The following is a 13,416-nucleotide window of genomic DNA, read 5'->3' as shown; positions in this document are numbered from 1 at the left end:
GCGGTCAGGCATCCCGCGCGGCCGTCAGCTCCTCGATACGGGCGGCGAGGTCACGCAGCCGCGGGTTGGCGTAGACGGCCTTGACCGGCAGCGTCACCGAGAGTTCGGCGCGGACCCGGGAGGCCAGCTTGATGGCGAGCAGGGAGTGGCCGCCGAGCTTGAAGAAGTTGTCCTCGGGACCGATGGACGCGGCACCCAGGACCTGCTTCCAGACGCGGGCGATCAGCTCCTCCGCCGGGCCGTTCAGCCCGTCCGCGCCCGCCTCTGCCGGGCCCTGTTCCTCCGGGGCCGCGACCAGCGCGGACAGCGCGGACCGGTCCAGCTTGCCGCTCGGCGTGGTCGCGAACCGGTCCACCGCGACGAAGGCGGACGGCACCATGTACGCGGGCAGGGCGGCAGACAGCGCGGGGCGCAGGGCGTCGGCGTCGCCGCCCCGGTGGTAGGCGATGAGGCAGGCGCTGCCCGAGGCGTCCTCGCCGAGGATCACAGCCGCCTCGTGGACGCCGCCGATCCGGGTCAGGGCGGCCTCGATCTCCGGGAGTTCGATGCGGTGGCCGCGCAGTTTCACCTGGCCGTCGGCGCGGCCGAGGTAGGCGAGGCGGCCCCCGGACAGGAGCCGGCAGCGGTCGCCGGTGCGGTACATACGCCCGCCCGCGACGCCGGAGGCCGGGTCCGACGGGTCGGCGACGAAGCGTTCCGCGGTGAGGGCGGGGCGGCGTCGGTAGCCGCGGCCGACGCGCGGGCCCGCGAGGTAGAGCTCTCCGGTCTCCCCCGGTGCGACCGGGGCCAGGTGCTCGTCCAGGAGGAGCGCCCGCAGTCCGGGCAGGGCGGTGCCGATGTGGGGTGTGCCCGGCGCGTCGATCCAGGCCGAGGTGGCGTCGACGGTGCACTCGGTGGGGCCGTAGACGTTGAGTGCCCGCAGCAGTCCGGAGCTGTGGGCGGCGGCGAGGCGGTCCCACAGGGAGGGGCTGATCGCCTCGCCGCCGACGAGGAGCGTCAGCGGGCGGGGGCCGCCGTCGGGGGTGAGCAGGTCGAGCAGCGGATCGGCGTGTGAGGGCGTGATGTCGAGGTCGGTCAGGGCGTGCGCGTCGATGCACGCGGCGAGCAGGGCGGGGTCGCGGCGGGTCTCCTCGTCGATCATGACAAGGGTGTCGCCCCGGGAGAGCCGGACCCACTGCTGGACGGAGGCGTCGAAGGAGGGCGAAGCGTTCCAGCCGACCCGGCGGGCCTCGCCGGTGGCCGCGCCGGCCGACTCCAGCTCCCGCAGAAGGAGGGAGGCGGCGCCCCGGCCGATCTCGACACCCTTGGGACGTCCGGTGGAGCCGGAGGTGTAGATGACGTAGGCGAGGGTGCCTGCGGTCACGGCGACCGGCGCGAAGGGGGGCGTCTTTGGTGCGGGGGCGGTGAGTTCGGCGACGGTGACGGTCCGTGCGCCGCCGGCCCGGGCCGCGGCGGCCTCGGTGTCGCCCGCGACGACGACCAGGTCGGCGCCGGAGTCCTCGAAGAGGTAGTGGCGGCGCTCGGCGGGCAGGGCCGGGTCGACGGGGAGGTAGGCGGCACCGGCGGCGAGGGTGCCGACCAGGGCGGTGACCAGGGCGGCCCCGCGCGGAAGGCAGAGCGCCACGACGCTCTCCGGGCCCGCGCCGAGGGCGGCGAGCCGGGCGGCGACGGTAGCGGCCTCGGCGCGCAGTTCGCCGAAGGTGAGGGACCGGTCACCGGCGACGACCGCACCGCGGTCGCCGGGGACGAGCGCGAGCCGGGCCATCAGGTCGGCCGCGCCGGTACCGGCGGCGCAGGAACCGCAGGCGCAGACGGCGGGGTGGGTCGCCGTGGTGGCGGTGGCGCGGCAGTCGGCGGCCTGGGCGGCGGAGCGCTCGGGGAGGACGGCGGTCATGTCGGGGCTCACATTCCGTACGGAGAGGCGGACGGGGCGGTGGTCGGGGAGCAGTCGGACAGCGGCACCGGCTCACCCATCGCGACGAGGATCTTGCGGTCCCCGGTGAAGGACTCGCGGCCGTGGGCACAGAGGATGTTGTCGACGAGCATCAGGTCGCCGTTCTGCCAGCTCTCCCGGACGGTGACGGCCTGATAGGCCGCGTTGATCGCGTCCACCTCGGAGTCGGTGAGGGGGGTGCCGTCGCCGAGCCGGGTGTCGAACGGGAGGCCGTCCGCGCCGAAGGTCTCGGTCAGCACCTCGCGCACGTCCTCGTCCAGGCTGCGGGCGTTCCAGAAGGCGAAGTGGTTGAACCAGACCTGCTCGCCGGTCACCGGGTGGGTGATGATCGCGGAGCGGAGCTGACGGGTCCGCAGGGTGTCCTCGTCCAGCCACTCGTAGCCGATGGCGTGCTCGTCGCAGTACGCCTCGGCGCCCGCCGGCTCCTCCGAGGAGAAGGCCTTGCGCCAGGGCATGCCCGCCAGGTCGGAGTAGTTGCGGATCAGCAGCCAGCCCGCCTCGGCGAACCGGGCGACCAGCTCCGGCGGGAGGAGGGCGAGCGCCTTGCGCATGTCGCCGATGGTGGTGGCGCCGCCGGTCTCGGAGGCGGTGACGCAGCCGAAGAGGAGGACGCCGGGGAAGTCGAGGGTGTAGCTGTTCTCGTTGTGCAGGCGGATCGGCTGCGCGGCAGGCAGGTCGGTGGAGGAGAAGACGCCCTCGCCGAAGTCGGTGCGCGGGGTGGCCTTCTCCTTGTATCCGGCACGCTGGGCGATGAGCGCGTCCCGCGCCTCGGCGAAGTCCGCCGCGTCGGTCACCGGCAGCCCGCGCAGCATCAGCGCTCCGGAGCGGTGCAGTTCGGCCTGGATCGCGGACCGCTGCGCGGTCAGCCAGGCGGTGGCCTCGGTCAGGGTCGCGAAGTGGGGCACCTGCACGAGGGCCGGCTTCCCGGGCTCCCGTGCGACGGTGAAACCGGCGGTGGACGGGTTCGGCGCGAAGGTGGTCATGGCGGGGTTCCTTGTCTTCTGGGGAGCCGGGGTGCGGGTGGAGTGGTGGCGGGACCGCCGGGCGGGCCCGCCGGGCGCAACCGGTCGTGACGGGACCTCAGGCGCTGGCGGCCGCGGTGCCGTGCAGGGCTTCGAGGACCGGGTTCAGCCGGGCGAAGAAGCCGGGGAGGTCCTGCTGGAAGTAGAAGTGGTCGCCGGGCAGCACCTCGGGCTCGATCTCGTGCCCGGCCACCCCGGACCAGCCGGCGAGCATGCCGACCGGCACGATGGGGTCGGCGTCACCGCCGAAGACCGCGACCGGGCAGTCCAGCCGCACGCCCGGGGCGGTGCAGCGGTAGACGTCGTCGATGGCGAAGTCGGCCCTGATGGACGGCAGGACGATCTCGCGCAGCTCCGGGTCGTCGAGGATGCCGTCGTCGGTGCCGCCGCGCGCCTTGATGGCGGCCACCAGCTCGTCGTCGTCCATCCGCTCCGGGTGCACGGGGCACTGGTTGGGCAGGACGGGCGCCCGGCAGGCGGAGGCGATCAGTCCGCGCGGGGTGCGGCCCGCGGCCTGGAGGGCGCGCGTCACCTCGAAGGCCACCAGGGAGCCCATGCTGTGGCCGAGGACGACCAGGGCGCCGGTGTCGGCGGGGAGGGCCTCGACCACCGGCAGGGCCAGGTCGTCGACGGAGCCGGGCAGGTCCTCGCAGTAGCGGGCGCCCCGGCCCGGGTACTGGCCGATCAGCAGCCGCACATCGGCCGGCAGGTGCTCGCGCCAGACGCTGTACGCGTGGGCGTTGCCGCCGGCGTGCGGGAGCACGAGCAGCGACAGGCGGTGCGGCGCGTTTCCGGGGAGGTCCCAGACGACGTCCTCGGGGGCGGGGCCGGTCTCGGGGCTCGGGGAGGTGGTGGTGTCGTTGCTGCTCATGAGCTGATCCGATCTGTCTCGGTGCGGCGGCGGAGGGCGGGTCGCGCCTTCCGTGCCGGAGTGGTCCTGAGGGTGTCGATGTGCGCCGCGAGCCGGGCCGCGGTGGGGTGCTGGAAGACGTCCCGCACGGTGAGGCGGACGTCGAGGGCGCCGGCGATGTGGTTCGTGAGGCGGGCTCCGAGGAGGGAGTGGCCGCCGAGGGTGAAGAAGTCGTCGTCGATGGTGAGGGTGTCGGTGGAGGTGTCGAGGGTGCGGGCGAAGAGGGCGACCAGGGTCTCTTCGAGGGGTGTGCGCGGGGCGCGTCCGCCGGTGGTGAGGGGCGCGGGGGCGGGCAGGGCGCGTTTGTCGACCTTGCCGTTGGGGGTGAGGGGCAGCCGCTCCAGGACGGTCAGATGGGTGGGCACCAGGTGTTCGGGCAGCCGGTCCGCCACGTACCCGCGGATCTCGTCCGGTGCGGTGTCCCGCGCGGTGACGAGGTAGGCGGCGAGCCGGTCCCGGTGGACGGTGACCACGGCCTGGGTGACCTCGGGGTGGGTAAGCAGTGCGGCCTCGGTCTCGCCTGGTTCGACCCGGAAGCCACGGATCTTGATCTGGTCGTCGGCCCGGCCCTCGTAGACGAGACGGCCGTGGGCGTCGAAACGGGCCAGGTCACCGGTGCGGTAGAGCCGGGAGCCCGGGCCTCCGAAGGGGTTCGGGACGAAACGTGCGGCGGTCAGGTCGGGCCGGCCGAGATAGCCGTGGGCCAGCCCCTCCCCCGCGAGATACAACTCGCCGGTGACCCCGGGCGGGCAGAGGTTGAGATGTGCGTCGAGCACATAGGCGCCCTTGTTGGTCAGCGGTACGCCGATCGGGACGAGGGTGTGAGGTGCGTCGCCGGGTTCGATGGTGTGGGTGGTGGTGAAGCCCATGGACTCGGCGGGGCCGTAGCCGTTGGCGATCACGATGCCGGGCTTCAGTCGGTGGAGTTTGTGGACGTGGGCGGGGGACGCGGCCTCGCCGCCGGTGAACGCCACGGTGACCGAGTCGAAGGCCTCGGGGTGCTCGTCCACCAGGAAGTTGAACAGGCTCGCCGACAGCTGGAGCATCGTCACCCGGTGCCGGCGGGACAACTCGCTGATCAGGGCGGGTTCCGGACGCTGCCCCGGCTGGAGGACCGTCGTCCCGCCGTGGAGGAGGGCTCCCCAGAACTCCAGGCTGAACGCGTCCCACGACACCGGCGAGCACTGGAGGAACACCTCCTCCGGGCCGAAGGAACCGTACGACTGGCCGCTGACCGTCGAGACCAGGTTCCGGTGCGAGGAGAGAATCCCCTTCGGCCGCCCGGTCGACCCGGAGGTGAACATCAGGCAGGCCGGGTCCTCGGGGCCGACGGGGACGCCGAGGTCGTCGGTGCTCTCGGAGGTGAGGGTGTCGCGTGTGCCGGTGTGGACGGCCCACGGTCCGTCGAGGCGCTGCGCGAGGGCCGGTCGGGTGACGAGGTGGCGGATCCCCGCGTCCTCGGCTGCGGAACGCAGGCGCTCGTCGGGGAAGTCCGGGTCCAGCAGGGTGTAGCCGGCGCCCGTCTTCACCACCGCGAGGAGGGCGACGGCGAAGTCCGCGCCGCGTTCCAGCAGGACCCCCGCCATATCCCCGCGCCCGAGGCCGTGGGACCGCAGGCGGTGGGCCAAGCGGTTGGCGCAGGCGTTGAGTTCTCTGTACGTGAGTGTCCGGGCCCCGTCGACGATGGCGGTCCGCTCCGGGGTTCGGGCGACCTGTTCCTCGAACCGTTCGACCAGCGTCCCGTCACCCGTCTCGGCGACGGACCCCGCCCACGGCCCGGTCAGCAGCGCACGCTCCTCACCCGAAAGGGTCTCCAGACGGGAAAGCCGCACCCCGGGGTCGGCCAGCACCTGGGACAGCACCCGGCCGAGCAAGCTGCCCATGCGCCGCACGGTCCCGGCGTCGAAGAGATCGGCGGCGAAGAGGATCGCGCCGTGCAGGCGGCGGCTGTCGTCGGATCGGAGCAGGAATTCGAGGTCGAACTTGGCCGCGCCGTTCGCCGTGCCGGAGACCGTGGCCGTGCCGCCACCTGCCAGGTCGAGTGCGGGGCGGCTGCCCACTTCGAGGCCGAGGCAGATCTGGAACAGGGGGTGCCGGGCCAGACTCCGGGAGGGGTTGACCGCCTCCAGGACCAGATCGAACGGGGCCTCCTGGTGCGCGAACGCGTCCAGATCGGCCATGCGGACTCGCCCCAGCAGTTCACGGAAGGTCGGATCGCCGGCGCTGCTCGTGCGCAGGACGACGGTGTTGACGAAGAAGCCGACCAGCTCGCTCAGCGCTTCGTCGCCACGGCCCGCCACCGGGGAACCGATCGCCAGGTCCTCTCCCGCGCCGAGCCGGCTCAGCGCAGCGACCAGGGCCGCGTGCACCACCATGAACGGGGTGACCCCTTCGGCGCGGGCCAGAGCAGCGACGCGCTCGAAGGCGGCGTGACCGAGGTCGAGTTCAACCTGTCCGCCACGGTGGGAGGCCGTCGCCGGACGGGGCCGGTCCAGCGTCAGGCCGTGCTCCTCCGGGAGCGCGCTCAGCGCCTCGCGCCAGAAGCCCAGCTCCCGGTTGAGCACGCCCCCGGCGTCGTCCGGGGCGCCGAGAATCCTCCGCTGCCACACCGCGTAGTCCACGTAACTCACCTCCAACGGCTCCAGAGCACTGCTCTCCGCACCGGCCGCGCGCGCCGCGTACGCACGCTCCAGGTCCTCGAAGAACACTCCGTTGGACACGCCGTCCGTCGCGATGTGATGCAGCACCAGCGAAAGAACCGATGAGCCGTCACCGCGGTCGAAGAGCACCGCTCTCAGGGGGATCTCCGACGCCAGGTCGAAGGCCTGCCCGGCGGCCCGGGCGAGGAGGGCGTCCAGTTCGGCCGCTCCGGCCCGGCGACGCCCCACCGAGACCCGGGCTCGGTCCGCGGGAAGCACTCGCTGGCGTGGCTCGCCGTCCACCACCTCGAACACCGTCCGCAGCGGAGCATGCCGCTCCACCACATCGCAGAGCGCCAGCTCCAACGCGTCGACATCGAGCGCCCCGCCGTCCAGGTGCACCGCCATCGGCACGTTGTAGGCAGCGCTCCCGCCGTCCAGTTGAGCCAGCAGCCACAACCGCCGCTGCGCGTGCGACACCGGGGGCAACGCGTCCCCGCCGTCGAGGGTGCCCTCGCCGGGGACGAGCGGCGGGAGGGCCGTGGTGCCGGCCTCGGCGGCGATCAGCTCCGCCAGACCGGCCACCGTCGGCCGGCCGAACACATCCCGGATCGTCAGGCGGGCGCCCAGCGCCTCGGCGATACGGTTCGTCAGCCGGGCCGCGAGCAGCGAATGGCCGCCCAGGGCGAAGAAGCCGTCGTCGATGGTGAGCGTGTCGGTGGAGGTGTCGAGGGTGCGGGCGAAGAGGGCGAGCAGGGTCTCTTCGAGGGGTGTGCGCGGGGCGCGTCCGCCGCTGGTGAGGGGCGCGGGAGCGGGCAGGGCGCGTTTGTCGACCTTGCCGTTGGGGGTGAGGGGCAGCCGCTCCAGCACGGTGACATGCGTGGGGACGAGGTGTTCCGGCAGGCGATCGGCGATATGCCGGCGGATTCCGGCGGCGTCGGTCTCCCCTGCCACGACCACATACGCGGCCAGCTGCTGCTGATACGCGGTGACCACGGCCTGGGTGACCTCGGGGTGGGTGAGCAGTGCGGCCTCGGTCTCGCCTGGTTCGACCCGGAAGCCACGGATCTTGATCTGGTCGTCGGCCCGGCCCTCGTAGACGAGACGGCCGTGGGCGTCGAAACGGGCCAGGTCACCGGTGCGGTAGAGCCGGGAGCCCGGGCCACCGAAGGGGTTCGGGACGAAACGGGTGGCGGTCAGGTCGGGCCGGCCGAGATAGCCGTGGGCCAGCCCCTCCCCCGCGAGATACAACTCGCCGGTGACCCCGGGCGGGCAGAGGTTGAGGTGTGCGTCGAGCACATAGGCGCCCTTGTTGGTCACGGGCGTCCCCACAGGGATCACCATGTGGGGCTCCGCCCCCTGCGGCACCGGATGGGTGGTGGTGAAGCCCATGGACTCGGCGGGGCCGTAGCCGTTGGCGATCACGATGCCGGGCTTCAGTCGGTGGAGTTTGTGGACGTGGGCGGGGGACGCGGCCTCGCCGCCGGTGAACGCCACGGTGACCGAGTCGAAGGCCTCGGGGTGCTCGTCCACCAGGAAGTTGAACAGGCTCGCCGACAGCTGGAGCATCGTCACCCGGTGCCGGCGGGACAACTCACTGATCAGGGCGGGTTCCGGACGCTGCCCCGGCTGAAGGACGGTCGTCCCGCCGTGGAGGAGAGCTCCCCAGAACTCCAGGCTGAACGCGTCCCAGGACACCGGCGAGCACTGGAGGAACACCTCCTCCGGGCCGAAGGAACCGTACGACTGGCCGCTGACCGTGGACACCAGGTTCCGGTGCGAGGAGAGAATCCCCTTCGGCCGCCCGGTCGACCCGGAGGTGAACATCAGGCAGGCGACGTCGTCCCCGGTGACCTCCGTGGCCAGGTTGTCGGACGGCAGGCCGGTGAGGTCGTGGGGATCGGCCGGGACCGTGGTCCACGCCCCGTCGAGCCGTGCCGCGAGGTCCGGCTCGGTGACCAGGACGCCGATCCCCGCGTCCTCGGCTGCGGAACGCAGGCGCTCGTCGGGGAAGTCCGGGTCCAGCAGGGTGTAGCCGGCGCCCGTCTTCACCACCGCGAGGAGAGCGACGGCGAAGTCCGCACCGCGTTCCAGCAGGACCCCCGCCATGTCACCGCGCCCGAGGCCGTGGGACCGCAGGCGGTGGGCCAACCGGTTCGCCGAGGCGTTGAGTTCGGCGTACGTCAGCTCCCGGGCCCCGTCGACGATCGCCTTCCGCTCCGGATACCGGACGACCGCCTCCTCGAACCGCCCCACCAGCGTCCCGTCACCCGTCTCGGCGACGGACCCCGCCCACGGCCCGGTCAGCAGTGCACGCTCCTCACCCGAAAGGGTCTCCAGACGGGAGAGCCGCACCCCGGGGTCGGCCAGCACCTGGGACAACACCCGGCCGAGCAAGCTGCCCATGCGCCGCACGGTCCCGGCGTCGAAGAGATCGGCGGCGAAGAGGACGATGGCCCGCAGCGCGCGGTCGTCCTCCGAGCGGACGAAGAACTCCAGGTCGAACTTGGCCGATCCGCCGGCCGTCTTCTCCACCCGGCCGGTCCCGGCGCCGGGGAGGGTGAGGTGTGCTCCGGACTCGTCGGTCTCCAGGGTGAGGCAGATCTGGAAGAGCGGATGCCGGGCCAGGGTCCGGGACGGGTTGACCGCCTCCAGGACCAGATCGAACGGGGCCTCCTGGTGCGCGAACGCGTCCAGATCCGCCGCACGCACCCGCCCCAGCAGTTCACGGAAGGTCGGGTCACCCGCACTGCTCGTACGCAGCACCAGCGTGTTGACGAAGAAGCCGACCAGCTCACTCAGTGCCTCGTCACCGCGCCCCGCCACCGGCGACCCGATCGCCAGGTCCTCTCCCGCGCCGAGCCGGCTCAGCGCAGCGACCAGGGCCGCGTGCACCACCATGAACGGGGTGACGCCCTCCGCTCGTGCGACCTCCCTCACCTGGGTGAACAGGGCGTCGCCCAGGTCGATCTCCACCTGTCCACCACGGTGCGAGGCCGTCGCCGGACGGGGACGGTCCAGCGTCAGGCCGTGCTCCTCCGGAAGGTCCTTCAGCGTCTCGCGCCAGAAGCCCAGCTCCCGGTTGAGCACGCCCCCGGCGTCGTCCGGGGCGCCCAGCACTCGCCGTTGCCAGGCCGCGTAATCCGCGTACCGCACCCGCAGCGGGTCGAGAGCACTGCTCTCTCCACCGGCGACGCGGGCCGCGTACGCACGCTCCAGGTCCTCGAAGAACACCCCGTTGGACACGCCGTCCGTCGCGATGTGATGCAGCACCAGCGAAAGAACCGATGAACCGTCCCCGAGGTCGAAGACGCAGGCCCGCAACGGGATCTCCGACCCCAGGTCGAAGACCCGCCCGGCCGCCTCGGCCAGCAGCGCGTCCAGCTCGGCGGGCTCGACCCGCCGGTGCTCGACGGACACCTTGGCCCGCTCCACGGACAGCACCCGCTGCCACGGCTCGCCGTCCACCACCTCGAACACCGTCCGCAGCGGAGCATGCCGCTCCACCACATCGCAGAGCGCCGACTCCAACGCGTCCACGTCGAGCACCCCGCGGCTCCAACGCACCACCATGGGCACGTTGTACGCGGCGCTCCCGCCGTCGAACTGCGCCAGCAGCCACAACCGCCGCTGCGCGAACGACACCGGGGCGAGCCCGTCGTCGCCGTCGAGGCCGCCCTCGCCCGGGACGAGCGCCGGCAGTGCGGCGCTACCACCCTGCGCGGCGATCAGCTCCGCCAGACCGGCCACCGTCGGCTGCCCGAACACATCCCGGACGGTCAGCCTCACGCCCAGCGCCTGGGCGACGCGGTTCGTCAGCCGGGCCGCGAGCAGCGAATGGCCGCCCAGGGCGAAGAAGCTGTCGTCGATGCCGACCGGGTGGCTCGTCTCCAGCACCGCGGTGAAGAGGGCGGCGAGGGTCTTCTCGGTCCGGTTGCGCGGCGCACGGGTCGGTTCCTGCACGGCCACCGGCTCCGGCAGCGCCCGCTTGTCGATCTTCCCGTTGGGGGTGACGGGCAGCCGGTCGAGCACGGTCAGGTAGGTGGGGACCAGGTGTTCCGGCAGGCGGCCGGCGACATGCCGCCGGATCTCGGCGGGCTCGGCCTCCCCCGCCGCGACCACGTACGCGGCCAGCCGCTGCTGATGCACGGTCACCACGGCCCGGGTGACTCCGGGGTGGGTCAGCAGCGCGGCCTCGGTCTCGCCGGGCTCGATGCGGAACCCGCGGATCTTGATCTGGTCGTCCGCCCGGCCCTCGTACACCAGCCGGCCGTGCGCGTCGAAACGGGCCAGGTCACCCGTGCGGTACAGCCGCCCGCCCGCCGGACCGAACGGATCCGGGACGAAGCGGGACGCCGTCAGGTCGGGCCGGCCGAGGTAGCCGTGGGCCAGGCCCTCGCCGCCCACGTACAGCTCGCCCGTCACACCCGGCGGGCAGAGCCGAAGACGCCCGTCGAGCACGTAGGCGGGCTTGTTGACCAGAGGCGTCCCGACGGGGACCGGGGCGGACGGCCCCGCCTCCTCCCCCACTGTGTGGGTGGTCGCGAAGATCATGACCTCGGCCGGACCGTAGCCGTTGAGTACCGTGATGCCGGGCTTCAGCCGGCGAAGCCGGTGGACGTGCGCGGGGGAGGCGGCCTCGCCGACGGTGAACGCCGTGGTGACCGTCTCGAAGGCCTCGGGGTGCTCGTCGGTGAGGTAGTTGAAGAGGGTGGCGGAGAGCAGGAGCGTGGTGACGCCGTGCCGGCGGGCCAGGTCGGCGACCAGGGCCGGTTCGGGCTTCTGGCCGGGCTGGAGGACCGAGGTGCCGCCGTGCAGGAGGGCTCCCCACAGCTCCAGGCTGAACGCGTCCCAGGAGACCGGGGAGCACTGGAGCCAGACCTGCCCGGGGCCGGTGGGCAGGTAGGGCTGGCCGATCAGGGTGGCGACCAGGTTGCGGTGGGAGGACAGGATGGCCTTCGGGCGTCCCGTCGAGCCCGAGGTGAACATCAGGCAGGCCGGGTCCTCGGGGCTCACGGGCACTCCGGGGTTCTCGCCGCTCCCGGCCCCGAACCCGCTCCCGGACCCGGGCACGTCCGGGTCCGCGTCGTGCACCGTCCAGGGCCCGTCGGCGCGTTCCGCGAGGCCGGGGCGGGTGACGAGGTGGGTGATGCCGGCGTCGGTGGCCGCCGAGCGGAGGCGTTCCCCGGGGAAGTCGGGGTCGAGCAGGACGTGCGCGGCTCCGGTCTTGAGGACGGCGAGGAGGGCGGTGACGAAGGGGATGCCGCGTTCCAGGAGGACGCCCGCCAGGTCGCCCCGTCCGAGCCCCCGGGATGCGAGGCGGTGGGCCAGGCGGTTGGCGGTGGTGTTGAGTTCGGCGTAGGAGAGGTGCCCGTCGGCGTCGACGAGTGCGACGGCGTCCGGGGAGAGCTCGGCCTGCTGTTCGAAGCGTGCGACGAGGGTGGTGTCCACCGGGTCGGTGAGGGGTCCGGCCCAGGGGCCGGTCAGGGTGGTGTGCTCGGCCTCCGTGAGCACGTGCAGGTCACCGACCGCGCGTCCCGTCGGGTCGGTCTCCGCGCCGAGGACGGTGGTGAAGAAGGCGGCGAACCGGTCCTGGTGGGCGGCGACGGCGGCCGGGTCGACGCCCTCGACCGGGGTGTCGAAGTCGATGCGCAGCCCGCGTGCGGCGCCGAGGTCGAGGACGGCGACGGCGAGGTCGTCGACGGGGCCGTTGCTGATGTTGTGGTTGACGGTGGGGTGCCCGCAGACGGTGAGTTCGCCGTGGAAGCCCATGATGTTGAGGACGGGGGTGGCCGGTCCCCGGGAGCCGGAGCCGTCCAGGGCACCGGCGTCCCGGCACAGGTCCTCGTAGCGGGTGGACTGGTGGCGCAGCCCGTGCTTCACCTCGGCCGCCACGGTCCGCACCAGGTCGCGGAGGGGTGCCCCGGGGTCCACGCGGAGCCGCAGGGGGACGACATTGGACATCATGCCGGGGGTGCTGCGGGCAAGGCGGGTGGTGCGGCCGGTGACGGGCAGGGCGATGACGAGTTCGTCCCGTGCGGTGACGCGGTGGAGGTAGGCGGTGAAGAGGGCGACCAGCAGAACGGACCAGGAGACGCGCTCGCCACGGGCGACGGTGCGCAGCCGGTCGGCGTCCTCGGCGGTGATGTGCACGCTGCGGCGGGCGAAGGCGAGGCCGCCGCGGGAGGGGGTGGCCCGGCCGGTGCCCCGGACGAGTCCGGCGGGTCCGTCGGGGGCGCCGGCGAGGTGGTCCCGCCAGGCGGCGCGGGTGGCGGCGGCCTCCTCGGAAGCCCGGTACGCGGCGTCCTCGGCGAGGAGTTCGGGGAGGCCGCCGAACGGTGAGTCGCCCCAGGGTTCCCCGGCCACGGCCCGCTCGTACAGTTCGACGAGCCGGGCGAGGGCCATGGACACGCCGACGCCGTCGACGACCAGGTGGTGGAAGCCGTAGAAGTAGAAGTGCCTCTTCTCGTCCAGTCTGATCAGTGCGCAGCGGACCGGCGGGGCCCCGCCCGCGAGGTCGAAGGGCGCGGTGATCAGGGCGTCGATGAGCCGCCAGGCCGCGGCCTCGGGGTCGTCCGTGCCGCTGACGTCGGTGAACGGGAGCCGTCGGTCGCCCGCGTCGGGGTCGATCACCTGGCGGATCTGCTCGCCGTCGTCCTCGAAGCGGCTGATGCGGAGGAAGTCGGCCTCCTCGACGAGCCGGCGCCAGGCGGCGTCCATCAGCTCCGGGTCTACCGGGCCGTTGATCTCGCGGCACTCGGCGACGTTGTACTTGACGCCGGTGGGGTCGAGGGTGTGGGCCGTCCAGATGTCCCGCTGGGCCACCGAGAGCGGCAGCCGGACCGGGGCCGGTGCGGGGACGACGGGCGGGCCGAACGGCATGGGGGCTCC

Annotated in this window: 4 protein-coding genes; all 4 read right to left on the bottom strand. The window is 73.1% G+C overall.

From position 1 onward, the window contains the following. Window positions 1-4: 4 nt before the first annotated feature. The 4 genes from C593_RS0120805 to C593_RS0120790 all read right to left on the bottom strand — a co-directional run bounded on the left by C593_RS0120805 (window position 5) and on the right by C593_RS0120790 (window position 13,407). Window positions 5-1,894 (bottom strand): non-ribosomal peptide synthetase, encoded by a 1,890-nt coding sequence (locus tag C593_RS0120805; protein ID WP_018849245.1) that lies wholly within the window; start codon window positions 1,892-1,894, stop codon window positions 5-7. Window positions 1,895-1,902: 8 nt separating this feature from the next. Beyond that, complete coding sequence (locus C593_RS0120800) at window positions 1,903-2,937, bottom strand: TauD/TfdA family dioxygenase (RefSeq protein WP_018849244.1); 1,035 nt, start codon at window positions 2,935-2,937, stop codon at window positions 1,903-1,905. A 97-nt stretch (window positions 2,938-3,034) separates the two neighbouring features. Continuing rightward, complete coding sequence (locus C593_RS0120795) at window positions 3,035-3,847, bottom strand: alpha/beta fold hydrolase (RefSeq protein ID WP_018849243.1); 813 nt, start codon at window positions 3,845-3,847, stop codon at window positions 3,035-3,037. Then, the gene (locus C593_RS0120790; RefSeq protein ID WP_018849242.1) at window positions 3,844-13,407 is read right to left on the bottom strand and encodes a non-ribosomal peptide synthetase; all 9,564 of its coding nucleotides are present in this window, start codon (window positions 13,405-13,407) and stop codon (window positions 3,844-3,846) included. Before C593_RS0120790 ends, C593_RS0120795 begins: the two co-directional genes overlap by 4 nt. Between the last annotated feature and the right edge of the window lie 9 nt (window positions 13,408-13,416).

It is taken from the genome of Streptomyces sp. CNT372, assembly GCF_000377145.1.
Note: the sequence above shows the minus strand (reverse complement) of the source record. Positions and strands in the feature narration are given on the sequence as shown.

What these genes read in the sequence shown, in the direction of transcription:
- C593_RS0120805 (WP_018849245.1), bottom strand. Translation starts at nt 1,894, where the DNA reads ATGACCGCCGTCCTCCCCGAGCGCTCCGCCGCCCAGGCCGCCGACTGC.
- C593_RS0120800 (WP_018849244.1), bottom strand. Translation starts at nt 2,937, where the DNA reads ATGACCACCTTCGCGCCGAACCCGTCCACCGCCGGTTTCACCGTCGCA.
- C593_RS0120795 (WP_018849243.1), bottom strand. Translation starts at nt 3,847, where the DNA reads ATGAGCAGCAACGACACCACCACCTCCCCGAGCCCCGAGACCGGCCCC.
- C593_RS0120790 (WP_018849242.1), bottom strand. Translation starts at nt 13,407, where the DNA reads ATGCCGTTCGGCCCGCCCGTCGTCCCCGCACCGGCCCCGGTCCGGCTG.